24 protein-coding genes are annotated in these 26,973 nt (G+C 75.3%); 14 read left to right on the top strand and 10 right to left on the bottom strand.

The features are described 5' to 3' along the window. Positions 1-172 precede the first annotated feature (172 nt). Positions 173-565: a hypothetical protein gene (locus ACIA6B_RS01010; protein WP_396769667.1), complete on the top strand. Its 393-nt coding sequence runs from the start codon at positions 173-175 to the stop codon at positions 563-565. Here ACIA6B_RS01010 and ACIA6B_RS01005 read toward each other — a convergent pair. Both ACIA6B_RS01005 and ACIA6B_RS01000 read right to left on the bottom strand, forming a co-directional pair. Continuing rightward, positions 562-1,731, bottom strand: coding sequence for a class I SAM-dependent methyltransferase (locus ACIA6B_RS01005; protein WP_396769665.1), 1,170 nt, complete (start codon positions 1,729-1,731; stop codon positions 562-564). The genes ACIA6B_RS01010 and ACIA6B_RS01005 overlap by 4 nt on opposite strands. A gap of 187 nt (positions 1,732-1,918) precedes the next feature. Beyond that, positions 1,919-3,580 carry a DEAD/DEAH box helicase gene (locus tag ACIA6B_RS01000; protein WP_396769663.1) on the bottom strand — a complete coding sequence of 554 codons (1,662 nt, stop codon included), beginning with the start codon at positions 3,578-3,580 and terminating at the stop codon, positions 1,919-1,921. A 282-nt stretch (positions 3,581-3,862) separates the two neighbouring features. On the opposite strand from ACIA6B_RS01000, the gene ACIA6B_RS00995 reads away from it, so the two are divergent. Then, complete coding sequence (locus tag ACIA6B_RS00995) at positions 3,863-4,504, top strand: ferritin-like fold-containing protein (RefSeq protein WP_396769661.1); 642 nt, start codon at positions 3,863-3,865, stop codon at positions 4,502-4,504. 107 nt (positions 4,505-4,611) lie between these two features. Here ACIA6B_RS00995 and ACIA6B_RS00990 read toward each other — a convergent pair whose 3' ends face one another. Both ACIA6B_RS00990 and ACIA6B_RS00985 read right to left on the bottom strand, forming a co-directional pair. Then, on the bottom strand, positions 4,612-4,839 hold the full coding sequence (locus ACIA6B_RS00990) for a DUF3107 domain-containing protein (RefSeq protein WP_107161788.1): 228 nt from the start codon (positions 4,837-4,839) through the stop codon (positions 4,612-4,614). Between the two features lie 65 nt (positions 4,840-4,904). After that, entirely contained in the window at positions 4,905-5,543 is a 639-nt protein-coding gene (locus ACIA6B_RS00985) for a TetR/AcrR family transcriptional regulator (protein ID WP_107161786.1), read from the bottom strand. A gap of 148 nt (positions 5,544-5,691) precedes the next feature. Here ACIA6B_RS00985 and ACIA6B_RS00980 point away from each other — a divergent pair, with 148 nt between their 5' ends. From ACIA6B_RS00980 to ACIA6B_RS00955, 6 genes are all read left to right on the top strand, one after another. Further along, the gene (locus ACIA6B_RS00980; protein ID WP_396769659.1) at positions 5,692-8,685 is read left to right on the top strand and encodes a hypothetical protein; all 2,994 of its coding nucleotides are present in this window, start codon (positions 5,692-5,694) and stop codon (positions 8,683-8,685) included. A gap of 41 nt (positions 8,686-8,726) precedes the next feature. Beyond that, a complete protein-coding gene (locus tag ACIA6B_RS00975) occupies positions 8,727-9,782 on the top strand; it encodes an alpha/beta fold hydrolase (RefSeq protein ID WP_396769657.1) in 1,056 nt (351 codons plus the stop codon). A 5-nt stretch (positions 9,783-9,787) separates the two neighbouring features. Next, positions 9,788-10,639 carry a DUF3152 domain-containing protein gene (locus ACIA6B_RS00970; RefSeq protein WP_396769655.1) on the top strand — a complete coding sequence of 284 codons (852 nt, stop codon included), beginning with the start codon at positions 9,788-9,790 and terminating at the stop codon, positions 10,637-10,639. 75 nt (positions 10,640-10,714) lie between these two features. Further along, entirely contained in the window at positions 10,715-11,512 is a 798-nt protein-coding gene (locus tag ACIA6B_RS00965; RefSeq protein WP_396769653.1) for a DUF3152 domain-containing protein, read from the top strand. Between the two features lie 41 nt (positions 11,513-11,553). After that, entirely contained in the window at positions 11,554-12,801 is a 1,248-nt protein-coding gene (gene moeZ, locus ACIA6B_RS00960; protein WP_396769651.1) for an adenylyltransferase/sulfurtransferase MoeZ, read from the top strand. Between the two features lie 110 nt (positions 12,802-12,911). Continuing rightward, a complete protein-coding gene (locus ACIA6B_RS00955) occupies positions 12,912-14,183 on the top strand; it encodes a hypothetical protein (RefSeq protein ID WP_396769649.1) in 1,272 nt (423 codons plus the stop codon). 37 nt (positions 14,184-14,220) lie between these two features. On the opposite strand, the gene ACIA6B_RS00950 is transcribed toward ACIA6B_RS00955, so the two are convergent. Together ACIA6B_RS00950 and proB are read right to left on the bottom strand one after the other, a co-directional pair. Continuing rightward, positions 14,221-15,462, bottom strand: a complete 1,242-nt coding sequence (locus ACIA6B_RS00950) for a glutamate-5-semialdehyde dehydrogenase (RefSeq protein WP_396769647.1) — start codon at positions 15,460-15,462, stop codon at positions 14,221-14,223. Between the two features lie 66 nt (positions 15,463-15,528). Then, entirely contained in the window at positions 15,529-16,686 is a 1,158-nt protein-coding gene (gene proB / locus ACIA6B_RS00945; protein ID WP_396769645.1) for a glutamate 5-kinase, read from the bottom strand. Positions 16,687-16,699: 13 nt separating this feature from the next. Here proB and ACIA6B_RS00940 point away from each other — a divergent pair, with 13 nt between their 5' ends. Genes ACIA6B_RS00940 through ACIA6B_RS00930 form a run of 3 tightly spaced genes read left to right on the top strand, consistent with a single transcriptional unit; the run spans position 16,700 to position 19,957 of the window. After that, positions 16,700-17,014, top strand: a complete 315-nt coding sequence (locus tag ACIA6B_RS00940) for an MGMT family protein (protein ID WP_107157392.1) — start codon at positions 16,700-16,702, stop codon at positions 17,012-17,014. Between the two features lie 32 nt (positions 17,015-17,046). After that, on the top strand, positions 17,047-18,432 hold the full coding sequence (locus ACIA6B_RS00935; RefSeq protein ID WP_396769643.1) for an MFS transporter: 1,386 nt from the start codon (positions 17,047-17,049) through the stop codon (positions 18,430-18,432). Positions 18,433-18,484: 52 nt separating this feature from the next. Next, positions 18,485-19,957 carry a pyridoxal phosphate-dependent decarboxylase family protein gene (locus tag ACIA6B_RS00930; protein WP_396769641.1) on the top strand — a complete coding sequence of 491 codons (1,473 nt, stop codon included), beginning with the start codon at positions 18,485-18,487 and terminating at the stop codon, positions 19,955-19,957. Between the two features lie 124 nt (positions 19,958-20,081). Here ACIA6B_RS00930 and ACIA6B_RS00925 read toward each other — a convergent pair whose 3' ends face one another. From ACIA6B_RS00925 to ACIA6B_RS00915, 3 genes are all read right to left on the bottom strand, one after another. Next, complete coding sequence (locus tag ACIA6B_RS00925; RefSeq protein WP_396769639.1) at positions 20,082-21,032, bottom strand: hypothetical protein; 951 nt, start codon at positions 21,030-21,032, stop codon at positions 20,082-20,084. A gap of 117 nt (positions 21,033-21,149) precedes the next feature. After that, complete coding sequence (locus ACIA6B_RS00920; RefSeq protein ID WP_396769637.1) at positions 21,150-22,346, bottom strand: hypothetical protein; 1,197 nt, start codon at positions 22,344-22,346, stop codon at positions 21,150-21,152. Further along, a complete protein-coding gene (locus tag ACIA6B_RS00915; protein ID WP_396769635.1) occupies positions 22,339-22,899 on the bottom strand; it encodes a SigE family RNA polymerase sigma factor in 561 nt (186 codons plus the stop codon). The genes ACIA6B_RS00920 and ACIA6B_RS00915 overlap by 8 nt, the downstream gene beginning before the upstream one ends. Before the next feature lie 195 nt (positions 22,900-23,094). On the opposite strand from ACIA6B_RS00915, the gene ACIA6B_RS00910 reads away from it, so the two are divergent. Together ACIA6B_RS00910 and ACIA6B_RS00905 are read left to right on the top strand one after the other, a co-directional pair. Further along, positions 23,095-23,655, top strand: coding sequence for an NADH-quinone oxidoreductase subunit B (locus ACIA6B_RS00910; RefSeq protein ID WP_281938179.1), 561 nt, complete (start codon positions 23,095-23,097; stop codon positions 23,653-23,655). A 37-nt stretch (positions 23,656-23,692) separates the two neighbouring features. Beyond that, on the top strand, positions 23,693-25,009 hold the full coding sequence (locus ACIA6B_RS00905; RefSeq protein WP_396769632.1) for a DUF2252 domain-containing protein: 1,317 nt from the start codon (positions 23,693-23,695) through the stop codon (positions 25,007-25,009). 13 nt (positions 25,010-25,022) lie between these two features. On the opposite strand, the gene ACIA6B_RS00900 is transcribed toward ACIA6B_RS00905, so the two are convergent. Further along, positions 25,023-26,069 carry a glucose 1-dehydrogenase gene (locus tag ACIA6B_RS00900; RefSeq protein ID WP_396769630.1) on the bottom strand — a complete coding sequence of 349 codons (1,047 nt, stop codon included), beginning with the start codon at positions 26,067-26,069 and terminating at the stop codon, positions 25,023-25,025. A 102-nt stretch (positions 26,070-26,171) separates the two neighbouring features. On the opposite strand from ACIA6B_RS00900, the gene ACIA6B_RS00895 reads away from it, so the two are divergent. Continuing rightward, a partial coding sequence (locus ACIA6B_RS00895) for an NADH-quinone oxidoreductase subunit C (protein WP_396769628.1) occupies positions 26,172-26,973 on the top strand: 802 nt, incomplete at its 3' end.

Below are 26,973 nucleotides of genomic sequence, written 5' to 3'. Positions count from 1 at the left end.
GCCCGGGGGAAGAAGTAACTGACTGATCGGTCGGAAGGTCTCGTGGGCGGGACCGACGCAGCGTGAACAGTTGCGGACTGTCAACTAAGCTGGATGAATCCCTCCCCGGCAGCGACTTCAGAGGAGCAGCATGGCCGAACCAGACCGTCCCGTTCCGCACCGTCCTGGCGCGGTGAGCCTCTTTTTCGTGGCGAAGGCCGGCGTGTTCGCGCTGGGTTTCTGGATCTGGCTGCTGGTGCTGGCGGTGCGGGGCGACCCGGCGGAGGGCGTGCACCTGGTCGCCGCGACCGGCGCGGTCTGCACCACCCTGGTCGGTGTGGTGCTGGGGGCGCGGATGGCGCTCCAGCGCAACGCCGCGGCTCGGCACGCCGAGCTGAAGCGGTTGCTTGTCGACATCTCCTGGAACGCGTTCGCCGCGGTCGGCAACTCCGACCAGCAGCAGGCGAAGGTGGTCCCGTTCCCGACCGTGCCGCCGGACAGCGATCGGGCCACCAACCGTGGCCCCGGCGAGCGGGTGTCGGCGCTGGACCGCAGCGACCGCAACCGCGGCGAGCGGCGCCGCTAGGCCGGGTTCGGGTTCGGGTCCGGCGCGGCGAGCAGTGTCTCCAGCCGGGGCGTGACGCCCCACCGGTCCACCAGCTCGCGGTATTCGGCCCGCTGGCCGTCGGTCGGCGAGCCGGCCGTCCGTCGTGCCCGGATGAGCAGGTTGCGTGGGGTGTGCTGGGAGTCGACGAACTCCACCACCTCGGCACGGTAGCCGTGCAGCCGGAGCAGGCCGGCCCGCAGCGCGTCGGTGAGCACGTCGGCGAACCGTTCGCGCAGGATGCCCTGGCGGGTGAGCAGTCCGTCCGGCCCGGGCGCGGGCCGGGCCCGGAGCTGGGCGGCCAGGTCGTGGTGGCAGCACGGGGCGGCGAGCACCCAGCGGGCGTCCCAGTGCACCGCCCGGGCCAACGCCTCGTCGGTCGCCGTGTCGCAGGCGTGCAGCGCCAGCACCAGGTCGGGGGCCGGTTCGACAGGGGCCTGCGCGATGGTGCCGGCCACGAAGCTGACCCGGTCGGCCCAGCCCAGCCGTTCGGCCAGTTCCGTGTTGCGACGGCGCTGGTCCTCCCGGACGTCGACGCCGATCAACGTCACGTCCAGGCCGCGCCGGGTCAGGTAGCGGTGGGCGGCGAAGGTCAGGTAGGCGTTTCCGCAGCCCAGGTCCACCACGCGCAGCGGGCCGGTGAGGTCGTCCGGCAGCGTCGCGGCCAGCGCGCGGAGGAACGCGTCGACCTGGCGGCGCTTGGCCGCCGAGCCGCCGATCGCGGCGAACAGCGGGTCGCCCGGGTCGAGCAGCCAGTCCTTGGCCCGGTCGTGTCCGTCCGGCTCGGCGACCGGCCGGCTGGCCTTGGCGCGGTGCACCTGCGCCTCACCGGACTTGGTCACCCGGAGTTGGAGCGTGGTGCCGGTGGTCTCCACGTGCCAGTTGCCGAACGGCTCGGCGAGCAACGCGTCGACGGCCGAGTCGGCCTCCTCCGTACCGGGGGTGACATTGCGGGTGTGCGGCCGGGCGCCGTCGGAGGTGGCGATCTGCAACCGCGCGCCGGCCTTCAGCGTGACCGGGCGCAGTTCCGCGCGGACCATCGAGGGCCGCTGTCCTCGCTGGCGGCCGGCGGCGACCGCCCGGGTCAGACCGGGGTCGAGCAGCAGTGCCCGCACCTCCCGCAGCGCCGCGTCCAACGGTTCCGGCATCCTGTTCCTCCCGTCCGGCAAGCCTCCCGCCCGCCGTCTCCCGCTCGCGCCCGGTCGATCATGAGGTTGGCGACGTGACACGCCGGGCAGGCGGACGCCAACCTCATGATCGACGAGGAGAGTGCCGGGTGGGGACAGGGAGCGGCCCCCGGAGCGGGTCCGAGGGCCGTCGTGTGTGGGTGCTCGGTCAGTCCGTGGTGGGGGACTCGGCGGTGGCGGCGCCGGCACCGCTGCGGCGACGCCGGCGACGGCGCGGCTTGGTCGCGGTCTCGTCGCCGCCGTCAGCGGCGGTGGTGGCGGGCTGCTCCGTCGCGCCTTCGGTGGCGACCACCGCGGTCGGCTGCTCGCCGGCCACCGTCTCGCCGGCCCGGCGGCGACGCCGCCGACGCGGGGTGCGGGTGCCCTCGTCCGTCGCGACCGCTGTCGCTCCGCCTTCGGCGGGCGTGCCGCCGGTCTCGCCACCACGCCCACGTCGGCGGTCCCCGCCGCGCCCGCGGCTGTCGCCGCGGTTGTCGCCGCGCCGGCCGTCCCGCCGGGACCGGCCGCCGCCCAGGTCCTCCTCGACCTCGGCCGACAGGCCGGCGCGGGTACGCGCCGCGGTCGGCAGGGTGTCGCTGACGTCCGGGGAGATGTCCAGGTCGGTGTAGAGGTGCTTGGAGGTGTGGTAGGTCTCCGGGGGCTCGGGCATGTCCAGCCCGAGCGTCTTGTCGATGATGCGCCAGCGGGGCATGTCGTCCCAGTCGACGAACGTCACCGCGACACCTGTCGCCCCGGCCCGGCCGGTGCGGCCGATCCGGTGGGTGTAGGTGTCCTGGTCCTCGGGGCAGTCGTAGTTGATCACGTGGGTGACGCCGGTGACGTCGATGCCCCGGGCCGCCACGTCGGTGGCGACGAGCGTGTCGATCTTGCCGGCGCGGAACGCCCGCAGCGCCCGCTCCCGAGCACCCTGGCCCAGGTCACCGTGCACGGCCGCCACGGCGAAGCCGCGGAAGTCGAGATCCTCGGCGACCCGGTCGGCGGCCCGCTTGGTGCGGCAGAAGATCATGGTGAGCCCGCGCCCCTCGGCCTGGAGGATCCGCGCCACGATCTCGACCTTGTTCATCGAGTGGGTGCGGTAGGCGAGCTGCTGGGTCTGCGGCGACGGGCCGGTCTCGGCGGTGTGCCCGGCGTGGATGGTGACCGGCCGGCGGAGGAACCGCCGGGACAGCGCCACGATCGGGTCCGGCATGGTGGCCGAGAACAGCATGGTCTGCCGGTCCTCCGGCAGCATCGCCAGGATCTTCTCGACGTCGTCCAGGAAGCCCAGGTCGAGCATCCGGTCGGCCTCGTCGAGGACGAGCGCGCGGACCCGGTCGAGGCGCAGGTGCTTCTGCTTCTGCAGGTCGAGCAGGCGGCCGGGCGTGCCGACCAGGATCTCGACGCCCTTGCGCAGCGCCTCGATCTGCGGCTCGTACGCCACGCCGCCGTAGATCGGCAGCACCCGGACGCCCCGGGTGCGACCGGCGGCGTCGAGGTCCTTGGCGACCTGGATGCCCAGCTCGCGGGTGGGGACGACGACGAGTGCCTGGGGCACGCCGTCGCTGCCCTCGGACGGGGCGAAGACCCGCTCCAGCAGCGGGATGCCGAAGCCGAGCGTCTTGCCGGTGCCGGTCGGGGCCTGCCCGATCAGGTCGACGCCGCGCAGCCCGATCGGCAGCGCGTACTCCTGGATGGCGAAGGCGCGGGTGATGCCCGCGGCGGCGAGCGCCTCGACGGTCTCCTGGCGGGCGCCGAGCGCGGCGAATGTGGGTGCCTCCGGGGGGACCGGAGCGGTGGGGGCCAGTGGCTGGCCTGTGCTCTGCTCACTCATGTGGATGTGGGGGTGCCCTCTCGTGGTGCGCCCCTCATGTCCTCAGGGCGCGGACGGTTTGGCGCGGGCCACGCGGTCGGGGGCGGTTTCGCCGAGCCGGACCGGGCCGCACGCGCGCCGGGGACCGGTGCTGATCAGCGATGCTGGCCAGGTCGGTGCCCACGGCAACTGCTTCATCTTACCTGAACGGCCTGCGAGCCGTCCCGATTCCAGGTGTCGGCCGGGCAGCCGGGGCCACTTACTGTGACCTGCATCACAGCAAGGGGGCGGTAGCCTGCGCTCGTGTCCGCCCCCGATTCCGCCGCCGTCGGTCTGTTCGGCCTCGTCGCGTACGGCGAACTGCTCGCCTTCGACCGGCTCGCCGCCGACGCCCGGCTCGCCCCCGACCTGCGCCGCCGCGCCGCGCTCAGCGAGCTGGCCGCGGGCGAGATGACGCACTACCGGTGGCTCACCGACCGCCTCGCCACGCTGGGCGTGACCCCCGAGGACGCGATGGCCCCCTACGTCGAGGCGTTGCGGGCGTACCACGACTCGACCGAGCCGCGGGACTGGGCGGAGGCGGTGACCAAGGCGTACGTGGGCGACGCGATCACCGACGACTTCCTGCGCGGGATCGCTGACGGCCTCGCCGGGCCGGACCGCGCGCTGCTGCTCGACATCCTGCACGACTCCCGGTACGCCGAGTTCGCCGCCACCGAGATCCGGGCCGCCATCGCGGCGGACCCGAGGGCGGCCGGACGGCTCTCGATGTGGGCGCGTCGACTGCTCGGCGAGGCGCTCTCGCAGGCCGGACGCGTCGCCGCCGCCGACCGGGGCGCGCTCGCGGCGTTGCTCGGCAGGGCCGGCGACGACGTGCCGGCGGTGCTGCGTCGGCTGACCGAGGCGCACGCCACGCGGATGTCGGCGGTCGGGCTGAACAACTGAGCCGTCAGGCCGCACGACTGACCGTCAGGCCGCACGACTGACCGTCAGGCCGAGCAACTGAGCCGCCGCGGCGGGTCTCCCCGCCACGGCGACCGGTGCGACGTGGATCAGCGGACGGTGAACCCGACCGCGCGGGGCGAGGCCTCCGCGATCTCGACGTAGGCGACCTTGCCGACCGGCACGATGACCCGCCGGCCCTTCTCGTCGGTCAGGGAGAGCGTGCCCTCGCTCCCGGCGAAGGCGTCGGTCACGATCTGCTCGATCTCGGCCGGCGACTGCGCGCTCTCCAGGACCAGCTCCCGCGGCGCGTACTGCACGCCGATCTTGACCTCCACTGTGCCTCCTCAACTGGGGCGAAAAAGCCACCGTGGGAAGGCTATCCGATCGGGCCGCGCGATGGTCAGGCTGACTCACCTTGCAGCGGGAAGCTGGCGATGCCACGCCAGGACAGCGCCGCGACCAGCGCCTCCGCCTCCGGCTTGGCCACCTGCCGGCCGCCCGCCAGCCAGAACTGCGCGGCCGTCTCCGCGGCGCCGACCAGGCCGGACGCGAGCAGCTCGGCGTGCGCCCGGCTCACCCCGGTGTCCGAGATGATGGTGTCGGTGATCGCCGCGATGCAGCCCTGCTCGACCCGCTCCACCCGCTGCCGCACGGCCGGGTCGTTGCGCAGGTCGGATTCGAAGACCAGGCGGAACGCCTCGCTCTCGTGGTCGACGAAGTCGAAGTAGGCCCGCACGGCGGCCCCGACCCGCTCCTTGTTGTCGTTGGTGCCACGCATGGCGTCGTGCACCTTCGCCACGATGGCGTCGCAGTGTGTGTCCAGCAGCGCCAGGTAGAGCTCCATCTTCCCGGGGAAGTGCTGGTAGAGAACGGGCTTGGAGACGCCGGCCCGCTCGGCGATGTCGTCCATCGCGGCGGCGTGGTAGCCGTGTGCGACGAACACCTCCTGGGCCGCGGCGAGCAGCTGCTTGCGGCGCGCCGAGCGGGGCAGGCGGGTGGGCCGGCCGGCCGTGTGTGCACCGTTCCCCACTGCCGTCATGGGAACCTCCGAGTATCTGCGTCGAGCCGGCACGTATCGCCCGAACCGGTCCGGGTTCGTGAACCCGTCGCGGAATTGGCCCGCCGCTGTAACTTATCGCCACTGTCACCACACGGTAGCCTCAGCGGGGGCGACCAAGGAGCGCGCGGTGAGTGAAACAGGGCAACCCGGAGCCGCCACCCCGGGAGAGCACGGCGACGGGACGGGCCAGCACGACGACCCGGCCCGCACCGGCGGCGGATGGGCGCCCCCGGCGGACGGCTGGTCCCGCGGCGCCCCGGCGCCCGGTGGCTGGCCCTACGGCGACCTCGGTGGCGGGTGGGCGACGTCCTCGCCCCGACACGGCGACCTGCCGGCCCCGCTGCCCGGCCACCCGGCCGAGCAGTTGCCGGCGCGGGTCAACGGCCGCCACGTCAACGGCGTGCACCACGCCGGGGAGGAGTCACCCGTGACCCGCCAGGCGCCGGTGAGTGCCCCGCCCCTGGGCGAGCCGCCGCGGGAGACCGACGGCGACCGGCTGGCCGTGCCCGCCCCCCGTCCCGCGCCCGCCGTCGAGCAGCGTCCCGGCCCGGCCGACGCCACCGGCTCCCGGCACGCCTCGGACGACACGTCCGCCGGGCGGTCGCCCCGCTGGGCCGAGAGTGGTCCGGCCTCCGCGCCCCCGGCGCTCCAGGTGCCGCCGGTCGGCGCCGCCGCCTCCGGCTTCGAGGTGCCGCCGGGCTTCCACGCCCCGACCGTCGACCCGGCCCCGGCGCTGCACCAGGGCTGGCCCCACCGGGGCCCGGCCGAGCCGCCGGCGGCGGTTGCCGGCCGGGGCGAGCCGCCGGCGGCGGAGCACCACCCGGGCGACGCCCACCCCGCAGAGGGGCAGCGGACCGCCGCCGATCCCCACGCCGCCGCGCCGAACGACCCGGGTGCGGGGCCGGCGGGTGAGCCGGAGTGGTCCGGGCCGTCCTGGAACCGCCCGAGTTGGGGCGACGGCTGGGCCCCGCCGTGGGCCCGCGCCGACGAGCCGGTCGGGCGCCGGTCGGCCCGCGACGACGCGCCGGCCGAGCGACGGACCGGGGACGACGAGCCGACCGGCCGCCGCGCCGCCCGCGAGGACCGCGCGTCCGAGTGGGCGCCCGAGCCGGTGCGACCGTACGAGCCGACCCGCGTCGATCCGCCCCCGGGCTACCAGCCGACCCGCGTCGATCCGGCCGGCGGTTACGAGCCGCGGCCCGAGCCGGTCCGACCGTACGAGGCGGTGCGGGCCGAGTCGTCGACCGCGCCCGAGCCGCCGCGTCCCGAGGCGACCCGGCCGTTCCGGCTGCCCCGCGAGGACGCCGAGCCCCGCTCGGGTCACGAGCCGCCCGCCGAGCGGCCCTCCTGGGCGGGTCCGCCGGTGCCGGTGACCCCGTTCGGCGCGCGTCCCGAGCCGGCCGGCGCGCCGCCGGTCGCCCGTGAGCGCGAGGCGCCGGCCGGTCCACCGCCGGCGGCATATGCCGCGGGGCCGGCCTCCCGGCCCGTCGGTGAGCCGGCCGCCGCGTACCCCGCACCGGACCCGTCGCACGGCGAGCCGGCCGGCCTTCCCGCGCCGGGCGGGACGATGCCGGGCAGCACCAGCGCGGCGACCACCCGCAGCGGCCCGGCCGCGCGCTTCGACCCGCCGCCCGCGCCCCGCCCGACGAGCGCCCCGCCCTACGCGGCCCGCCGGTCCGCCCCGGAGCCGACGCCGGCCGCCGAGGCGGCTCCCGCGCCGGAGTCGCCGGAGTCGACCGAGTCGGCCCCGGCGGTGCTGCCGCAGCGCGTCCCCGCCGAGCCGGATGTGCCGGTCGTGCCGGAGCCGCCGGCCGTGGAACCGTCCGCCGAGACCCCGGAGTTGGCCCGCATCGCCACCCACCTGCGCCGGGACGACGAACCGGCGCCGCTGCGCGAGCGGCCGGAGGGCTTCGACGTCAACGCGATCCTGGACGCCGTGCGCGAGGTGGCCGGCGTCCGGGACGCCGCGCTCCGCCGCACCCCGGCCGGTGCGCACAGCCTCCGGCTGGACCTGGCCGACGGCGCGGACCCGGCCGAGGTGAGCCGGCTGGTGGCCCGGCTGCTCCAGGATCGGATGGGTCTGGCCGCCGCCCCGCAGAACCTGCCCGGCGCGCCGGCCGTACCGCCGCCGCCGGTCCGCCGCCGGTCCGCCACCGCGCGCGCGGACCGCCTGGCCGAGGACGCGGCCGTCCGCGACCGTCCGGTGGAGGTGCCACCGGCTCGCGCCGACCGCCTCGCCGAGGCCCCGCCGGTCGCGGAGATCCCGCCGGGCCGTGCCGCCTACCGCCGGGCCGAGACCACGTCGGCCGAACCCCGATCCGGTACGCCGCGCGCCGACGACGAGCCGGGCGCTCCGGCGCGGGGCGGGGCCTCGTCCGGTCCGGCCGAGGCGGACGTGCCGGCGCGGGCCGGTGTGGTGCGGTCGGCGTCGAACCGGCCGGCCGAGAACCGCTCCGGCGAGGGCCGGTTCGGCGGCGTGGAGTCGCGCGCCGGCCGGCTGGTCGACGCGCCGGGGGAGGACGCCGACGAGCCGCCGCGCCGCCGCCGGCAGGCCACCCACCGGGGCCGGGCCACCGTCGACGAGACGTCGCTGGCCGCCGCACCCACCGGCATGTCCACCGGCAGTCCGGTCACGCTCGGCACCTCGTACTCCGGTGGGCAGGTGACCACGACGGAGACCGCGCCGTCGCGACCGCTGGATCCGGGCGGCGTGCCCGGGCCCCGGGTGGTGATCGACCACGTCCTGGTGAGCACGTTGGGGCTGGACGCCACCACCGAGGTCCGCCTGCTCGCCGGGGACCGGACGGCCGAGGGGCACGCGACCGGGCCGGCCGTCGACGGGTACGTGCTGCGGCTCTGCGCGGTGGCCGCAGCCGCCGCGGTGGACGAGCTGCTCGGCCCGGCGCTGCCGGCCGGCGAGCGGGGCCGGTGCTTCGTCGAGCACGCCGCCGTGGTGCCGTTCGGCAACTGCGAGGTGGCGACCGTGGTGGTGCTGCTGGTCTGCGACGGGTGGGTGGAGCAGTTGGCCGGTTCCGCCCTGGTCGCGGGCGATCCGCGGCAGGCCGTGGTGCGGGCCACGCTGGCCGCGGTGAACCGGCGTCTGGAGGCGCTGCTCGCCTAGGGGAGTGTGCGGACGGGGCCGGCGCGGGGAAGACTGGACGCATGAAGCGTGCCGCGCTCGGGCCCGAGCATCTCCTTCCCGCGCATCATCTCCCGCCGCCCTGGCCGGGCCGGCACGTGCGGCTCGACGGCACGCTCGTGCACGTCCGGGACACGCCGGCCACCGGGCCCGACGCCGAGCCGGCGCTGTACGTGCACGGGCTCGGCGGCTCCGCGCAGAACTGGACCGACCTGGCCGGCCTGCTGGCGCCCCGGCTCGACGGCCAGGCGATCGACCTGCCCGGCTTCGGGCGCAGCGAGCCCGGCCGGCGGTACACGATCCCGGCGTTCGCGGACCGGGTGGTCCGCTGGATCGAGCACAGCGACCGGGGCCCGGTGCACCTGTTCGGCAACTCGCTGGGCGGGGCGGTCGCGGTCCGGGTGGCGGTGCTGCGCCCGGATCTGGTCCGCACGCTCACGCTGATCTCGCCGGCCCTGCCGTTCCTGGACTTCCGGCGCTCGTTGCAGGGGCGGATGCTGCCGGTGCTGGTGATCCCCCGGGGCGAGCGGCTGGCCGCCTGGCGGCTGGCCCAGCTCGCTCCGGAGGCGATGGCGCAGCAGGTGATGGAGTCGTGCGTGGCGGACCTGACCCGGATCAGTGAGCAGCGCCGGCAGGAGGCGATCGAGGAGATCCGGATCCGGTACGAGGCGGCGCACTACGCCGCCGCGTACGTCCGGACGTTCCGGGGCCTGGTCGGCAGTTTCCTGCGGTCGTACCTGCCGGGGGAGGGCGCGCTCTGGCGGCAGGCCGCGGCGGTGCGGGTGCCGACGCTGGTGGTGGGTGGACGGCAGGACCGGCTGGTCGACGTGCGGGTCGCTCCGCAGGCCGCCCGGGTGATTCCGGACAGCCGGCTGCTGATGCTTGACGGCGTCGGGCACGTGGCCCAGTTGGAGGTGCCCCGGACGGTGGCCCGGGCGGTGCTGGCACTGCTCGACGAGGCGGCGCCGGCCGGGTCGCCGGAGGCCGCCACGCCGGGGTCGGACGGCCGGAAGGCGCAGGTCACGGCGCTGATGACCGGAATGGGGGAGAGCGGCGGCGTCCGCGACATGGCAGGCTGAGCCGGATGCCCAGCTCCCGCCGTCCGCGTGTGCCCCGGTCCCTGTCCGCTGCCCGTCGTTGGCGTTCCGCCGTCGTGGTCTGCGCGTTCATGGCGACCGCCGGGGCCGGCGTGGGCGTGGCGCTGCGACTGCCGCCGGCCGGCGCGCGGGAGGTGGTCACCGACGGGTTCGTGGCCCAGCCGCCGGCGCCGGTGACTCCGAGCGTCCCGTCGCCGTCGTTGCCCGCGCCGCCCCGCTCGCCGGCGCCCGTGCTGAGTCTGCCCGGTCCGGTGCCCGCGCGGGGCACCGGCGGTTTCGGGTACGACGACCGGGCCGGCGGCGTGCTGGGCCGGGGCGGTGAGCTGCGTCGCTTCCGGGTGGCGGTGGAGCGGGGCGTCGGTGAGGACGTCCGGGCGTTCGGGGACGCGGTGCAGCGGGCCCTGGCCGGGCCGGGGAGCTGGGTGGACAGCGGCCGGCTGCGGTTGCAGCGGGTCACGCCGGGCAGCCGGTACGACTTCACGATCTATCTGGCGAGCCGGGACACCGCCGGACGGCTGTGCGGGGCGGGCGGGATCGACATCCGTAAGGGCGGCGTGCCGTACACGTCCTGCCGGGTCCCGGGCCGGGTCGTGCTCAACCTGGACCGGTGGCGGACGTCCGCGCCGCACCTGGTGGCCGCCGGCATGCCGCTGGAGACGTACCGGCTCTACGTGGTCAACCACGAGGTGGGGCACCAGCTCGGGCACCACCACGAGGCGTGTCCGGGCGCCGGGCGGGCCGCGCCGGTGATGCAGCAGCAGACGCTCTTCCTCGACGGTTGCCGGCCGAACCCGTGGCCGTACCTGGGCGGGAAGCGGTACACCGGGCCGGCATTGTGATTGAGTTGTGAGCAATTCTCAGGACTTGCGCCGTAAAAGCAGCTAAATGCCCGAATTGCGTGGCACGCTGTCCGCATGACGTCGTACCCGCCCGAACGCCCCGGGCTGCGCCGGATGCGCCGCCGACGCCGACGCGCGGTGCTGCTGCTGACGATGCTGCTCGCGGCCGTCGGCGGCGCGGCGGGCATCACCCGGCTGAGCGAGCCGCCGCGTCCCGTACGGGTCCCGCTCGCCGCCGAGCCGACGCTGATGCCGGACGCCGACACCGACACCGCCGCGTCGGCGTCGCCGACCGGCTACCCGACCGCCGGCCCCGGCACGTTCGCGGTGGCCGACGGGCGTTCACCGGTACGCGGCCACGCCGGCCCGCTGCGTCGCTACCGGATCGAGGTCGAGCACGGTACGGGGCAGGACGCCGACGCGTTCGCCGCGACCGTGGACGCGGTGCTCGGCGACCCGCGTAGCTGGATCGCCTCCGGGGAACTGCGGGTGCAGCGGGTGCCCGAGGCCGCCGCCGCCGACTTCACCGTCTACCTGGCCACGCCGGTCACCTCCGAGCGGATGTGCGCCGAGGGCGGCCTGCACACCGAGCGGTACACGTCCTGCCGGCTGCCCGGCCGCGTGGTGCTCAACCTGGCGCGCTGGATGACCGCCGTGCCCGACTACGGCGCCCCGCTCGACGTCTACCGGACGTACGTCATCAACCACGAGGTCGGGCACGAGTTCGGCGAGCTGCACCAGGCGTGCCCGCGCCCCGGCGCCCCGGCCCCGGTCATGCAGCAGCAGACGTACGGGCTGGACGGCTGCCTGCCGAACGCGTGGCCGTACGTCGACGGGGCGCGGTACTCCGGTGAGCCCACCGACGGCGTCTGAGATATTCCCGGTCCCGCAGTTCGGGCCGGGTGTCCCTCGTCATGGCCGATCCGCACTCCGGCGAGCGACAATGGCGCGGTCCCACCGCCGATTCCGGGGAGTCCACCGTGTCGTTGCCCCCGCTCGTCGAGCCCGCCGCCGAGCTGACCGTTGACGAGATCCGTCGCTACTCGCGCCACCTGATCATTCCGGACGTCGGGGTCGAGGGGCAGAAGCGGCTGAAGAACGCCCGGGTGCTCTGCGTGGGCGCCGGTGGTCTCGGCTCGCCGGCCCTGCTGTACCTCGCCGCCGCCGGCGTCGGCACGCTCGGCATCATCGACTTCGACACCGTCGACGAGTCGAACCTCCAGCGGCAGATCATCCACGGCGTCTCCGACGTCGGCCGGTCCAAGGCCGAGTCCGCCGCCGCCTCGATCCGCGAGATCAACCCGCTGGTCCACGTGGAGATCCACGACACCGCGCTGGACCGGGAGAACGTCCGCGACATCTTCTCCCGGTACGACCTGATCGTCGACGGCACCGACAACTTCGCCACCCGTTACATGGTCAACGACGCGGCTGTGCTGCTCGGCAAGCCGTACGTCTGGGGTTCGATCTACCGCTTCGACGGCCAGGCGTCGGTGTTCTGGGCCGAGCACGGCCCGTGCTACCGCTGCCTCTACCCGGAGCCCCCGCCGCCCGGCATGGTCCCCTCCTGCGCCGAGGGCGGCGTGCTCGGCGTGCTCTGCGCGTCCATCGGGTCGATCCAGGTCAACGAGGCGATCAAGCTGCTCGCCGGCATCGGCGAGCCGCTCGTCGGCCGGCTGATGGTCTACGACGCCCTGGAGATGAGCTACCGCAAGATCAAGGTGCGCAAGGACCCGGACTGCGCGCTCTGCGGCGAGAACCCCACGGTCACCGACCTGCTGGAGGACTACGAGGACTTCTGCGGCGCGGTCTCCGAGGAGGCGCAGGAGGCGGTGGTCGACTCGACCATCACCGCGCGGGAGCTGAAGGAGTGGCAGGACGCCGGCAAGGACATCTTCCTGGTCGACGTGCGCGAGCCCGCCGAGTACGAGATCGTCCGCATCCCCGGCTCCACGCTGATCCCGAAGGGGGAGATCCTCTCCGGCGAGGCGCTGGCGAAGTTCCCGCAGGACCGGCAGATCGTGCTGCACTGCAAGTCCGGCGTCCGGTCCGCCGAGGCGCTGGCCGCGCTCAAGGCGGCCGGGTTCAAGGACTCCGTCCACGTGCAGGGTGGCGTGCTCTCCTGGGTCAAGCAGGTCGACCCGTCGCTGCCCGCGTACTGACGTCGATGTGGTGAGGGCCCTTCCGGTGCGCCGGGAGGGCCCTCGGCGTCTGCCGCTTTCTGGCCGAGCTACCGAGGCGTGACCGCGTCCGCGCAGGTAGCGTCACGACCGTGGTCGATCTGGAAGCGGCGATCGGGTTCGTCGTGGCACACGGGGACGCGGTGGACCGCGCCCGCCTGTCCCGACTGCGTTCCGGCACGCCGGTGCCGCCGGCGGTGCTCGACGCGGCGGAGTCCGGTCAGGCTCCCGGGGGTGGCTGGCCCGCCGTGCTCGGCGGCGACGTCGCCTCGGTCGACGCGACCTGCTTCCGCCTCGCCGAGCTGGACGACCTCGGCGCGCTGAGCCGCCCCGCCGCCCGGCACGCGCTGGACTGGCTCGCCGCCGGCCAGCTCGCCGACGGTGGCTGGGACGAGCACCTGTCGCTGGCCGGGTTCGCGCCGGAGTGGGCCACCCCCGGCGACCCGGAGGCACGGTTCTACCTGACCGCCGACGCCGGGTTCTGGCTCACCGTGGCCGGGTTGGACGCCCGTGCCGCCGGCCCGCTCGACCACCGCGTCGGCGGGGCGTACGCCGGGGTGGTGCAGGCGGCGGCCCACACGCTCGCCGCGCAGCTCGCCCCGGACGGGAGCTGGCCGTCGTTTCTGCCCGCCGGCTGGCTCGCCGCGGCGGTGCTGCACCGCCAGCGGATGTACCACGAGTCGGCCCGGATCCAGGCGGTGCTCGCCGACCGGATCCCGGAGATGTCCCCGTCCGACGTGGCGTGGCTCGCCGCCACGCTGCGCCGGGTGGAGGTGGGCGAGGAGCAGTGGCTGCTGGTCTCGGCGCGGCGTCGGCTGGCCGGGACGCAACGCAGCGACGGCGGCTGGGACAGCGACGACGGTCACCAGTTCGACGTGCACACCACGCTGCGCGCGATCCGGGCCTGCCGGCCGACCGAGCCCGAGGTCGCGGCGGCCGGGGGCCCGTTCGTGGCGCCGCGCGCCGCCGCGCTGCCCGAGCCGCCGTCCCGCCGCCGCGCGCCCGCGCCGGCCGCGCCGGCCGTTCGCGATCTGGCTGTGCCGCCCGCGCCGGCCGTTCGTGATCCGGCCGTGCCGCCCGCGCCGGCCGTTCGCGATCCGTCCGTGCCGCCCGCGCCGGCCGTTCCCGACCCGGCCGCGCCCCCGGCCCCGGCGCTCCTCCCGGCCCCGGCCGCACCCCCGACCCGGCTTCCGGCGGCCTTCCCGGCTCCGACCCGGCTTCCGGGCGTGGTTCCGCCTCCGGGCGTGGTCCCGGCTTCGAGTGTGGTCCCGGCTTCGAGTGTGGTCCCGGCTTCGAGTGTGGTCCCGGCCGGGATCCCGGGTCCGGGTCCGGCTCCGGCCCCGAATCCGCTCCGGGTGGCGTAGCCCGCCGCCACGGGCGCGAGCCGGGGCCGGGGGCGGCTCAGCGCAGGTGGCCGTCGCCGGTGACCACGTACTTCGTGCTGGTCAGCTCCGGCAGTCCCATCGGGCCGCGGGCGTGCAGCTTCTGGGTGGAGATGCCGATCTCGGCACCGAACCCGAACTCGCCGCCGTCGGTGAACCGGGTGGACGCGTTCACCATCACGGCGGCGGCGTCCACCCGGGCCACGAACTCCCGCGCCGCCCGCTGCGAGTCGGTGACGATCGCCTCGGTGTGGCCGGTGCCGAAGCGCCGGATGTGCGCGACCGCCGCGTCGAGCGAGTCGACCACGGCGACCGAGATGTCGGCGGAGAGATATTCGGTGGCGAAGTCCTCCTCGGTCGCCGCGACCACCGCGTCGGAGTGGGCGGCCACCTCCGGGCTGCCGTGCACGGTCACTCCGGCCTCGGCGAACGCGGCCAGCACGGCCGGCAGGAACGCGTCCGCGACGGCCCGGTGGACCAGCAGCGACTCGGCGGTGTTGCAGGTCGACAAGCGCTGCGTCTTGGCGTTCAGCGTGATCGCCACCGCCTTGTCGAGGTCGGCGGCGGCGTCCACGTACACGTGGCAGTTGCCCACCCCGGTCTCGATCACCGGCACGGTCGACTCCTCGACCACGGCGCGGATCAGCGACGCGCCGCCGCGCGGGATCAGCACGTCGACCAGGCCCCGGGCGCGCATCAGCTCCTTGACCGAGTCACGGGTGCTGGCGTCGAGCAGTTGCACCGCGTCCGCCGGCAGGCCGGCGCCGGCGACCGCGTCGCGCAGCACCGCGACCAGGGCGGCGTTGGAGTGCGCCGCCGACGAGGAGCCGCGCAGCAGCGCCGCGTTGCCCGACTTCAGGCAGATGCCGGCCGCGTCGACAGTCACGTTGGGCCGGCCCTCGTAGACGATGCCGACCACCCCGAACGGCACCCGCACCTGGTGCAGCTCCAGCCCGTTCGGCAGCGTGGACCCGCGGACCACCTCGCCGACCGGGTCGGGCAGCGCGGCCATCTCGCGCAGCGCGTCCGCGATGGCGGCGACCCGGCCCTCGTCGAGCGCGAGCCGGTCCAGCACGGCCGCGCTCAGTCCGGCGTCGCGCCCGGCCGCCAGGTCCGTCGCGTTCGCGGTCAGGATCTCACGCGTACGCGCCACCAGCGCGTCGGCCATCGCGTGCAGCGCGGCGTCCTTGGCGGTACGGGTGGCCGCCGCCAGGGACTCCGCCGCGTCCCGGGCCCGGCGGGCCTGCTCGACGACGCTCATGATCCGCTCCTCAGGCGTTAGGAGGGGCCCCCGGTTATGCAGAATGCGTTAACAGGGGGCCCCTGCTTACAACAGGACGAGGTCGTCCCGGTGGACGACCTCACGTTCGTAGGCCGGGCCGAGCGCCGCGGCGAGTTCCGAGGTGGAGCGGCCGAGCAGGCCGGGCAGCTCCACCGCGTCGTAGTTGACCAGGCCACGGGCCACCGGCGCGCCGGCGGTGTCGACCAGGTCCACCGGGTCCCCGGCGGTGAACGCGCCGTCCACCGCCGTGATGCCGGCCGGCAGCAGCGACTTGCGCCGACCCACCACGGCCTGCACCGCGCCCGGGTCGAGGTGCAGCCGGCCGCGTGGCGCGGTGGCGTGCGCCAGCCAGAACAGCCGGGCGGCCGGGCGTCGGCTGCTGGCGTGGAAGAACGTGCCGACCGGCTCGCCGGCCAACGCCGGGCCGGCCAGCGGCGCGGCGGTGAGCACCACCGGGATGCCGAAGCCGGTGGCGATGCGCGCCGCCTCCACCTTGGTGACCATGCCGCCGGTGCCCACCCCGGCCTGGCCGGCCCCGCCGACGTCGATGCCGGCCAGGTCGCCCTCGCCGTGCACCTCGGTGACCCGGGTGCTGCCCGGACGGGTCGGGTCGCCGGTCCAGAGCGCGTCCACGTCGGAGAGCAGCACCAGCAGGTCGGCGTCGACGAGCGCGGCGACGAGCGCGGCGAGCCGGTCGTTGTCGCCGAAGCGGATCTCGTCGGTGGCCACCGTGTCGTTCTCGTTGACGATCGGCACGGCCCGCAGGTCGAGCAGCTTGCGCAGGGTGCGGTACGCGTTGCGGTAGTGCGCCCGCCGGGTCACGTCGTCGACCGTGAGCAGCACCTGCCCGACGGGGTGACCGTGCCGGGCGAACGCGGCGGCGTACCGGCCGATGAGCAGCCCCTGGCCGACGCTGGCGGCGGCCTGCTGGGTGGCCAGGCCGCGCGGGCGTCGGGGCAGCCCGAGCGGGGCGAGACCGGCCGCGATCGCACCGGAGGAGACCAGCACCACCTCGCGTCCCGCGCCGATCAGGGCGGCGAGCGTGTCGACGAGCGCGTCGACCCGGGCGTCGTCGAGGCCGCCCGTCGCGGTGGTCAACGAGGACGATCCGATCTTGACCACGATCCGGCGGGCCGAGGCGACTGCTTCACGCACCCGACCATTCTGCGGGTCGCGGTCCGCGCGATCGTGGCGCGTTCCCATATCGTGGCAGCTCGTGACACCTGACGAGTATGTCGAGGCGGTGCTGACGCTGGTCGAGCGCATCCCGCCCGGGCGGGCGATGTCGTACGGGGCGGTGGCCGACGCGCTGGCCGAGCGGTCGGGGCGGGCGTCGGCGCGGCTGGTCGGCTCGATCATGGCGCGGCACGGGGGCGGGGTGCCGTGGCACCGGGTGGTGAACGCGGCCGGCCGGCTGCCGCCGGGGCACGAGCTTCAGGCGCGGGCCCGGCTGCGCGCCGAGGGCTGCCCGCTGCGCGGGGACCGGGTCGACCTGGCGGTGGCCGCCTGGTCGCCGGAGGAGGGGATGTGACCGCGACCATAACGTGAGTAGCATTCGGCTCCATGACAGCTTCGGGCCTGCCCCGCCGGGTGCACCTCGGGTACGCGTCGGGTTCGCTCGTCACCGGCGCGTTCGGGACCGTGCCCGGGCTGCTCCTGCTGCCGTACCTGACCGACACGCTGGGCGTCGCGGCCGGGCTCGCCGCGCTGCTGGTGCTCCTGCCGAAGGCGTGGGACGTGCTGGTTAACCCGGTCGCCGGCCGCGTCTCGGACCGGACCCGTTCGCGCTGGGGCGCCCGCCGGCCCTACCTGCTCGCCGGCGGGCTGGCGTTGGCCGTGCTGTTCGCCGCGATCTTCGCCGCCCCGTTCGGGCGCGGCCCGGCCGCCGCCGGATACGTGGCGCTGGCGTTCCTGGCCACCGCGACCGCGTTCGCGTTCTTCCAGGTGCCCTACGTGGCCATGCCGGCCGAGCTGACCGCCGACCCGGCGGAGCGTACCCGGCTGATGACCTGGCGGATCGCGGTGCTGGCGCTGGCCATCCTGGTCTCCGGCGCGGTGGCCCCGGCGGTGGTGACCGCCGGCGGCGACGGCGTGCCCGGTCACCGCTGGATGGGCCTGTTCGTCGCCGGGCTGATCGTGGTGGGCGCGGTCGGCGCGTTCCTCGGCACCCGGTCCGCGCCGGCCGGGACGGTCGGGGAGAGCGAGCCGAGCCTGCGCGCCCAGCTCGCGGTCGCCGGCCGCAACCGGCCGTTCCGGGCGCTGCTGGTCTGTTTCGTGCTCCAGTCCGCCGGGGTGGCGACCGTGCTGGCCGGCGTGAAGTACTTCGCCGACCAGGTGCTGCGCGCGCCGGACAGCGGGCCCACCCTGCTCTTCGCCTGCTTCGTCGCGCCCGCGCTGCTGGTCATGCCGCTCTGGCGCCGGGCCGGCGACCGGCTCGGCAAGCGCACCTCGCTGGTCGCCGCGTCGCTGCTCTTCGCGGCCGGCGCGCTGGCCCTGGTCGCCGCGCCCGCGCTGCCGGCCGCCGGGGTGTACGCGGTGGTCGCGCTGATCGGCGTCGGCTACGCCGGCCAGCAGGTGTTCGCGCTGGCCATGCTGCCGGACTGCATCGCGTACGACACCGCGCGCACCGGCCGTCGGCAGGCCGGCGTGTTCACCGGGTTGTGGACCGCCGGCGAGACGTTCGGCCTGGCGCTCGGGCCCGGCATCTACGGCCTGGTGCTCCAGCTCTCCGGGTACGTCTCCTCGTCGACCGGCGCCGCCGCCGTCCAGCCGGACTCCGCCCGGCTCGGGGTGCTGCTCGGGTTCACCGTGCTGCCCGCCCTGCTGGTGGCCGCCCCGGTGGCGCTGCTGCGCGGCTACACGCTCACCCCGGCCGACCTGACCACCGCGTCCGACGGCACCGTGTCCGGGTCCGGCGACACCGCTGCCGCGCCGGTGGCTCGGGCGTGAGGCACCGCACCCGTCCGCAGGTCGACGCGGACCGTCACGAGAGGAACACCTGATGAGCGACACGGCGGGGACGGGCGCGCTGCCCGCACGAGGGGTGCCGGCGGCGCGGGTGCTCGACGAGATCCGGGCGCTGCGGTCGGCCGACCGCCCGACGCACGGCGGCCGGCTGTTCGCCTACGTCTACGACCCGGGCGTGGCCGGCCTGGACGAGCTGGCCCAGGCCGCGTACGCGGAGAGCGCGCACGTCAACGGCCTCGACCCGACCGCCTTCCCGTCGCTGCTGGCGATGGAGAACGCGCTTGTCGCCGCCGCCGCCCGGCTGCTCGGCGGCGGCCCCGGCACCGCCGCGCCGGACGTGGTGGGCAGCGTCACCGGTGGCGGCACCGAGTCGCTCCTGCTCGCCGTCAAGGCCGCCCGGGACGCCCGCCCCGAGCTGACCGCACCGCGGCTCGTGGTGCCGGCCAGCGCGCACGCCGCGTTCGCCAAGGCCGCCCACTACCTGCGGGTCGAGCTGGACACGGTGCCGGTCGACCCGGTGACGTTGCGTCCGGCGGTGGCCGACGTGGCCGCCGCGATCCGGCCGGAGACCGTGCTGGTGGTCGCGTCCGCCCCGTCGTACGCGCACGGCGTGGTCGACCCGGTGGCCGGGATCGCCGAGGTGGCGGCCGGGGCCGGGGTGCGCTGCCACGTGGACGCCTGCTTCGGCGGCTGGGCGCTGCCCTGGCTGCGTCGGCTCGGCGCGCCGGTGCCGCCGTTCGACTTCGCCGTGCCCGGCGTCACCTCGGTCTCGGTCGACCTGCACAAGTACGCGTACGCGCCGAAGGGCGTGTCGGTGCTGTTGCACCGCGACCCGGCACTGCGCGCCCCGCAGTTCTTCGCGTACGCGGACTGGCCCGGCTACACGATGGTCAACCCGGTGATCGCCTCCACCCGGTCCGGCGGGCCGATCGCCGCCGCGTACGCCACGCTGCGGCACCTCGGCGAGGACGGCTACCTGCGGCTGGCCGCGTCCACCCGGGACGCGGTCGCCGGGCTGGCCGACGCGGTGCGGGCGTCGGACGGGCTGCGGCTGATGGCCGAGCCGGAGTCGACCGTGGTGTGCTTCACCGCCGACGACCCGAAGCTGGACCTGTTCGTGCTGGTCGACGAGCTGACCGCGCGTGGCTGGCACACCCAGCCCCAGCTCCGGTACGCCGACCTGCCGGCCAGTGTGCATCTCACGGTGACCGCCGCGGTGGCGTCCCGGGTGGCCGAGTTCGCACCGGCGCTGGCCGACGCGGTCGCCGCGGCGCGGGCCGCCGGCCCGGTCGTGCTGCCGCCGGAGTTGCGGGCGCTGGCCGTCGGCCTCGCCCCGGAGGCGCTCACCCCGGAGCTGGTGGCCGGGCTGGCCGAGGGGCTCGGCCTGGCCGGCGGCGTCCCGGACCGGATGGCGGTGGTCAACACGCTGCTCGACGCCGCCCCGGCGGCGGTGCGGGAACGCCTGCTGGCGGAGTTCGTCGGGCTGCTCCAGCGACCCGCCTGGTGAGCCCGGCCGGTCGCCGGAGCAGCCCGGCCGGTCGCCGGAGCAGCCCGGCCGGTCGCCGGAGCAGCCCGGCCGGTCGCCGGAGCAGCCCGGCCGGCGCGTGGGCGCCGGCCGGGCGAAGGGGATGTCAGCCCGCGTCGGCCACCGTCACGGTGAACGAGGCGGTGTTGTCCGCCGGGGTGGCGTCGGGCACCGTGACGGCGTCCCACTGGGTGTTGAGCTGGAGCGTGGCAGCCCCGAAGTCACCCGGCGCGGTGCCCGGCTCGGCGTAGAGCAGGACGTCGAAGCTCCGCTGCTCGCCGGCCATGAAACGCCCGCCCGGCACGGTGAAGCTGGTGAAGAAGCTCGGGGCGTCCTGCGGGTCGGTGCCCCAGATCTGCACGCCCGCCGGCAGCCCGGTCGCCTCGGCCCAGAGCTGGTCGTGCGCGGCGTCACCGGCCCACCCGACCGTCACCGGCAGCCGGCCCCGGTAGCTGCCGTCCTCCTGGCGGGTCAGCGTCGCCGCCCCGGCCGTGGTGAGCGAGGCGCGGGCCTGGGTGTCCTGCACGTAGGGCACCGGGTCGCGCAGCGACCCCGTGGTGGAGCGGAACCGCGCCGCGTAGCTGGCCCGGTCGGCGACCTCGTTCCGGCCGTCGCCGACGTTCACCGAGATCTTGCCGCCCTTCGCGATCATCGCGACGTCGCGGGTCGCCGTGAGCACCTCGAACGTGACGTTGAACTGCCGGCTCTCGCCCGGCTCGATGTCGCCGCCGGGCACGCCGCAGGTGGCGGTCCGCCGGTTGTCCTGCAACCCCCCGAAGCCGCACGCCTCCTCCGGGCTCACGCCGCGGAACGAACCGGCCACCGGCTCCAGCAGGAAGACGCTGAAGTAGGTGGCGACCGGGCCGTTGTTGGTCACCGTGACCGGCAGGCTGCCGTGGTAGCCGCGTGCGCCCGGTTCGAGCACCAGCCGACCCACCGAGATGTCGGCGGCCGGGTCGGCGGTGGGCGCGGCGGCGGCCGGAGCGGTGAGTGCCAGCAACGCGGCGGCCGAGCCGAGCAGGACGCCGGCGAGCCGGCCTCCGATACGTGTCCTCATCTGGAAGGTCCTCCCAAGGTCCCCGTCACCGCACGGCTGGTCCGCGCGGCGTCACCGGTAGCACGCGACGCGCGTCGATCCGGTTGCGATCTTTTCTGTGTGGAATCCGACAGCGGTTCAGCGGTACGTGTAGCGGTCCTCGTTGTTCTCGTGGTTCGGGTCCAGCAGCGGTTCGGCGCCGCTGCCGACCGGCGTCACCTCGGCGATGCCGGTACCGCTGGCGCTGTTCGTGTTGCGCAGGCCGAACCGGAAGGTCCGCTCCGCGCCGGCTCCGAGCGGACCGAAGCGGCAGATGATCGGTCCCTTCGGCGGTGCCCCGTCCCGGCAGGCCGCCCAGGCGTCACCGTCCGCGACGGTCCCCACCTGCATCCGCAGGTGCAGTTCGACCAGGTCGGCCGGGACCGCGCTGAGGTTCCGGACCGTGACCGAGATCGTCCCGGTACGTGCGCCGTCCGCGTCCGGCGCGCTCCACGCCACGTCACCGGCGGAGACCGTCAGGTCGGCCAGGTGCGGGTTCGGGCCGAACGAGGTGGGCCCGTCCACCTGGTCGAAGCGCTTCCCGGTCCACCGGTACCCGCGCCACTGGCGTTGCGACCAGTCCAGCGACCAGCCGCCGCCGGGCGCGATGTCCGCCATCTCCACCCGGACCGTGCCGCGGTCGGTGACCTGCGTGTCCAGCAACCACTCGGGAGCCGTCTTCGCGGACCGGGCGACCTGGCCGAGCACGACGATCCGGCCGGCGGCGTCCCGGTCGAGCGCCACCACCTGGGACGGGCCGTGCTGGAAGATCTGGCAGCGGAGCAGGGCGACCGTCTCCACCGTGCCGTCACCGTCCACGTCGCCGTGGGCGATCTCCTCCAGCAGCACGTCGCCCTCCTTGCGGTAGGTGGCGGCGATCCGGGTCGGACCCGCCGGGCAGACCGGGTCGGGCGTCCACGCCGGCAGGTCGACCCGGGCAGCCAGCAGTTGGGACCGGCTGATCCGTCCGTCCGGTGCGACCCGGCTCGGGCTGGCGGTGCTCGGCGCCGGCGTCGTCGGCGGTGGTGGTGGCGACGTGGTCTCGGACGGGCTCGGGGTGACGGTCTGGGCCGGCGTCGGGGGCGGTCCGGTCCGCCGGTCCAGCGCGGCGTTCGCACCCACCGGAATCACCACGGCGAGCACCACCGCCGCAGCGGTCACCACCGTGGTCCGCCGGCGACGCCGGCGCACGGTCCGCCGGACCGCCGCCGTCCCGGCCGGGCGCACCACCGGCACGTACGCCGCGCGGAACTCGGCGAACTCGCCGCCGACCAGGATGTCGTCGGGCTCAGTCATGGTGGTTCACCTCATTCGTGGTGGTGAGTTTCGCCGCCAGCGCGGCCCGCCCCCGGTGCAGCCAGGACTTGACGGTGCCCTCCGGCACGTCCTCCTGGGCCGCGATCTGCGCGACGCTGAGATCGGCCAGGTAGTGCAGAACCACCGCGCGACGCTGGTTGGCGGGCAGGTCGGCCAGCGCCGCGGTCAACGCGACGCGGTCCGGCCCGGGCCCCGGCACGTGCTCCTCACGCTGCCGGTGCAGCCATGCCTGGGCCGTCCGCACCCGCCGCCACCGGCTGGTCGCCAGGTTCCATGCCACCCGACGGATCCAGGCCACCGGATCGTCGTAGCGGGACACCCGGGACCAGCGCGCGAACGCCCGGCAGAACGCCTCCTGCACCATGTCCTGCGCCTGGGCCAGGTCGCCGCAGTAGGCGGTGAGCTGAACGGTCAGCGACCGGAAATGCGCATGGTAGAGACCGTCGAAGTCGACCGGCGCCGCTCCGGCCGGGCGCCTCGTGGTCTCCTCGGGCGGCGGCTCGTCGAGCCGCGGCTCCCTCGTCACTGTCATCCGGTCCTCCCCGTGGGCATGCCGCCGGCGCGGTCACACCGGTCACACGTCCGGACGCCGGTACGGGTTGCGGCCGTTGCCGTACCGGCGGGCGCCCGACTGTCCGGTCGGGGACAGCGGCGGTGGCCGGCGGCCGGTCCGGGCCCCGGACGCTGTGGTTGACTGTCGGTTCGGGGAGCGTGGAGGGAGAGTCAGGTGCAGTTGCCGGCCGTGCTCGGTGAGCCGATCCGGTTCGTGCTGAACTGGGGCCGTCGCTACTCGCTCTGGGTATTCAACTTCGGCCTGGCCTGCTGCGCCATCGAGTTCATCGCGACCAGCATGGGCCGGCACGACTTCATGCGCCTCGGCGTGATCCCGTTCGCCCACGGCCCCCGGCAGGCCGACCTCATGGTGGTCAGCGGCACGGTCACCGACAAGATGGCCCCGGCGGTCAAGCGGCTCTACGACCAGATGCCCGAGCCGAAGTACGTGATCTCGTTCGGTGCCTGCTCCAACTGCGGCGGCCCGTACTGGGACTCCTACTCGGTGACCAAGGGCGTCGACCAGCTCATCCCGGTCGACGTCTACGTGCCCGGCTGCCCGCCCCGCCCGGAGGCGCTGCTGCACGGCATCCTCCGCCTTCAGGAGAAGATCGCCGCCGAGCAGTCCGGCCTCGGCGGCGTACCCCGCCCGGACCGGCTCGCCTCCCCGGCGGACGTGGTCCCGCGCCCGGTCGAGGCGCTGACCGCGCCCCCGGTGCGTCCCCCGATCGGCTGACCCGCGCCGGTGGCGCGGCGGGGCTAGCCTGCGGACCATGACCGACTCCGCGGAGAAGCGTTCCGCCTACATCGTCGACGTGCTGACCGAGGAGTTCGGCGCGTCCATGGCGATCGACCCGGCGGCGTTCCGCCGGAAGTTCCGCAAGATGGCCGCCTCGCCGTTCGCGTTCTACCGCGGCAGCGCCTCGCTGTTCTACGCCGACCAGCGCGGCGAATTCGCCAGCGACCGCTTTCTCGACGACCGGACCAGCCGGGTCTGGATCCACGGCGACCTGCACGCCGAGAACTTCGGCACCTACATGAACGCCTCCGGCCGGCTCGTGTTCAACGTCAACGACTTCGACGAGGCGTACGTCGGACCGTTCACCTGGGACCTGAAGCGGCTGGCCGCCAGCGTGGCCCTGCTCGGCTACGCCAAGGCGCTCTCCGACCGGGTGATCGGCGAGCTGGTGACCAGCTTCGCCCGGTCGTACCTGACCGAGCTGCGGGCGATCGCCACCGGTGGGGACGACGCGATCGGCTCGATCACGTTGGAGAACGCCGACGGCGTGCTGCGTCGGGTGCTCCAGCAGGCCCGACTGAGCACCCGGGTGGACCTGCTCGCCGCGCAGACCACCGTCGACAACTACGAGCGGCGGTTCTCCCTCGGCGACGGCGTGCACGAGATCGACGCCGCCACCCGGGAACGGGTCTGCGCCGCGTTCGGCGACTACCTGCACACCCTTCCTGAGTCGAGCGCCCGGCTGCGCCCGGTGGCGACCACCATCAAGGACGTGGTGCTGCGCAAGGGCGTCGGCATCGGCTCGGCCGGGCTACCGTCGTACAACCTGTTGCTGGAGGGGCACACCGAGGCGCTGGAGAACGACGTCGTCATCTACATGAAGCAGGCCCAGGTGCCGGCCGTGGCGCGGCACATCGACGACGAGCGGGTCCGGTCGTACTTCCGGCACCAGGGGCACCGCACCGCCGAGTCGCAGCGGGCGTTGCAGGCGCATGCCGACCCGTGGCTGGGCTTCACCGAGCTGGACGGCGTCGGCCAGCTCGTCGCCGAGGTCTCCCCGTACGCGGCGGACCTCGACTGGGCCGACGTGAACGAGCCCGAGGACCTGGCCGGGGTGCTCACCGACCTGGGCCGGGCGGTGGCCCGGATGCACTCGGTGGCCGACGACGAGTCCAGCCACGACCTGGTCGACTACTCCACCGAGGAGTCGATCGTCGCGGCCGTGGACGCCGACGCCGACGGCTTCGTCGACTACCTGGTCGACTTCGCCCACCGGTACGGCATCCGGGCCCGCGAGGACCACCAGCTCTTCGTGGACCTGTTCCGCAACGGCCGGCTGCCCGGCATCTGAGCCGCCGCCCGGCTCACTGCGCGAAGTCCAGCACCACCTTGATGTCGTCGCCGGTCGACGCGTACGCCTCCCGGTACGCGGAGACCGGCACCCGGCGGGTGACCAGCGAGGTCAGCCAGGACCGGTCGGCGCGGGCGAGCGCCTCGGCGGCCAGCTCCCAGTGCCGGCGGCCCGCGTTGACCGAACCGAACACCACGTTGTTCTCCAGTACCAGCTCCCGGTTGAGCGCGCCGGCGTCGAAGTCGATGGTCCGGCCGCCGCTGGACACCCCGGTCAGACAGACGATGCCGTTCGGCGCGGCCTTGCACATCGCGTCCAGCACCACCGGCGGCGCGCCGGTGCACTCGACCACCACGTCCGGTGCGAGGTCGAGTTCGGCCACCGTCGACGTGTGGTACGTCGCGCCGAGCGCGCGGACCAGGTCCGGCTTCGGGCCGGTGGTGTTGCGGTCCAGCACGTGCACGGACAGCTCACGCTGGCTGGCCAGCAGCGCGGCCAGCAGACCGATCGGCCCGGCGCCGGTGATCAGCGCGGTCTTCGGCTTCCACTCGGCCCGGCGGCCGATCCGCTCGATGTGGTCCCACGCCTTCGCCACCACGCTCGTCGGCTCCAGCAGCATGCCCACCGACTCCAGCGCCGGGTCCAGCCCGACGGCGAACTTGGGCGGCAGCCGCCAGCGGTCCCGGGCGAAGCCGGGCAACCCCTTGATGCCGTGCTCGGTGTACCGCCCGTTGCGGCACATGTCCCACTCGTCCACCGCGCAGTTCGCGCAGGGCACCGGGTCGGGGCGGCGGACCACGCCGGCCACCAGGTCACCGGGGTGCAACGTGCCGGTCGGGTCCTCCAGCACCCGGCCCAGCGACTCGTGCCCGAGCACCAGGCGCTCCTGACCCGGCGGCGCCTCGCCGTACTCCCCGGCGATGATCTCCTGGTCGGTCCCGCAGACGCCCACCGCCAGCGCCTCGACCAGGATCGCGCCCTCCTCGGGCGCCGGCTCGGGCCAGTCCTCGGTGAGCCGCAGCGAGTCCGGGACACCGGGGGTCACAGTCACAGCGCGCACGGCCTCATCTTTCCCCGCCGGCCGACCGCCCGCTCGGCAAAGCGGCGAACCGGGCCCGGACGGCCCGACCCGGCCGGGAGCTGCCGGCCATAGGATCAGCGCATGACTCCGGAAGAGGTCGGCCGCCGCGTGGTCGCGCTGCTCGCGCCCGTCGAGGCCGCCGCGTCGGTCTCCGGCGGTCAGGGGTACGCCCGCGCCACCGTCGACGTACCGCCGGCGACCTGGGCGGACGCGGTGCGCGCGGCACGCGACGACGCCGAGCTGGGCTGTGACTTCCTCGACTGGCTGTCGGCGGTGGACGAGCTGGCCGACGGCTTCGACGTGGTGGCGCACCTCTGGTCGGTGCGGCACCGGCACGGGCTGCTGCTGCGCACCCGGGTCTCCCGGGACACACCGGTCGTGGCCTCGGTGGTCGACGTCTTCCCCGGCGCGGCCTGGCACGAGCGGGAGACCCACGAGATGTTCGGCATCGACTTCGCCGGGCACGGCGAGCTGCGGCCACTGCTGCTGCCGCCGGAGTTCGAGGGGCATCCGCTGCGCAAGGAGTTCGTGCTGGCCTCCCGGGTGGCGAAGCCGTGGCCGGGCGCGAAGGAGCCGGGCGAGTCGGAGGCGGGCGGCGGTCGCCGGCCGATCCGGCCGCCGGGCGTGCCCGCGCCGGGGGAGTGGGGGACGACGCCCACGCCGGCCGGCGCGGCCGGCGTCGGCGAGGGCCCCCGCGGCGGTACGCCGGCCCGCCCGGCCCGCGAGCGCCCGCCCCGCCCGGCCCCGGGTGAGCGTCCGGCGCGCCCCGCGTCCGGCGAGCGTCCGTCCCGCCCGGCCCCGGGTGAGCGTCCGGCGCGCCCCGCGTCCGGCGAGCGTCCGTCCCGCCCGGCCCCGGGTGAGCGTCCGGCGCGCCCCGCGTCCG

It is taken from the genome of Micromonospora sp. NPDC051141, from assembly GCF_044455765.1.
Taxonomy (GTDB): domain Bacteria; phylum Actinomycetota; class Actinomycetes; order Mycobacteriales; family Micromonosporaceae; genus Micromonospora.
This window is presented reverse-complemented; position numbering and strand designations above follow the sequence as displayed.

What these genes read in the sequence shown, in the direction of transcription:
- ACIA6B_RS00965 (WP_396769653.1), top strand. Translation starts at nt 10,715, where the DNA reads ATGACGTCGTACCCGCCCGAACGCCCCGGGCTGCGCCGGATGCGCCGC.
- proB (WP_396769645.1), bottom strand. Translation starts at nt 16,686, where the DNA reads ATGGGAACGCGCCACGATCGCGCGGACCGCGACCCGCAGAATGGTCGG.
- ACIA6B_RS00975 (WP_396769657.1), top strand. Translation starts at nt 8,727, where the DNA reads ATGAAGCGTGCCGCGCTCGGGCCCGAGCATCTCCTTCCCGCGCATCAT.
- ACIA6B_RS01000 (WP_396769663.1), bottom strand. Translation starts at nt 3,580, where the DNA reads ATGAGTGAGCAGAGCACAGGCCAGCCACTGGCCCCCACCGCTCCGGTC.
- moeZ (WP_396769651.1), top strand. Translation starts at nt 11,554, where the DNA reads ATGGCCGATCCGCACTCCGGCGAGCGACAATGGCGCGGTCCCACCGCC.
- ACIA6B_RS00930 (WP_396769641.1), top strand. Translation starts at nt 18,485, where the DNA reads ATGAGCGACACGGCGGGGACGGGCGCGCTGCCCGCACGAGGGGTGCCG.
- ACIA6B_RS01005 (WP_396769665.1), bottom strand. Translation starts at nt 1,731, where the DNA reads ATGCCGGAACCGTTGGACGCGGCGCTGCGGGAGGTGCGGGCACTGCTG.
- ACIA6B_RS00985 (WP_107161786.1), bottom strand. Translation starts at nt 5,543, where the DNA reads ATGACGGCAGTGGGGAACGGTGCACACACGGCCGGCCGGCCCACCCGC.
- ACIA6B_RS00905 (WP_396769632.1), top strand. Translation starts at nt 23,693, where the DNA reads ATGACCGACTCCGCGGAGAAGCGTTCCGCCTACATCGTCGACGTGCTG.
- ACIA6B_RS00925 (WP_396769639.1), bottom strand. Translation starts at nt 21,032, where the DNA reads ATGAGGACACGTATCGGAGGCCGGCTCGCCGGCGTCCTGCTCGGCTCG.
- ACIA6B_RS00950 (WP_396769647.1), bottom strand. Translation starts at nt 15,462, where the DNA reads ATGAGCGTCGTCGAGCAGGCCCGCCGGGCCCGGGACGCGGCGGAGTCC.
- ACIA6B_RS00970 (WP_396769655.1), top strand. Translation starts at nt 9,788, where the DNA reads ATGCCCAGCTCCCGCCGTCCGCGTGTGCCCCGGTCCCTGTCCGCTGCC.
- ACIA6B_RS00920 (WP_396769637.1), bottom strand. Translation starts at nt 22,346, where the DNA reads ATGACTGAGCCCGACGACATCCTGGTCGGCGGCGAGTTCGCCGAGTTC.
- ACIA6B_RS00915 (WP_396769635.1), bottom strand. Translation starts at nt 22,899, where the DNA reads ATGACAGTGACGAGGGAGCCGCGGCTCGACGAGCCGCCGCCCGAGGAG.
- ACIA6B_RS00935 (WP_396769643.1), top strand. Translation starts at nt 17,047, where the DNA reads ATGACAGCTTCGGGCCTGCCCCGCCGGGTGCACCTCGGGTACGCGTCG.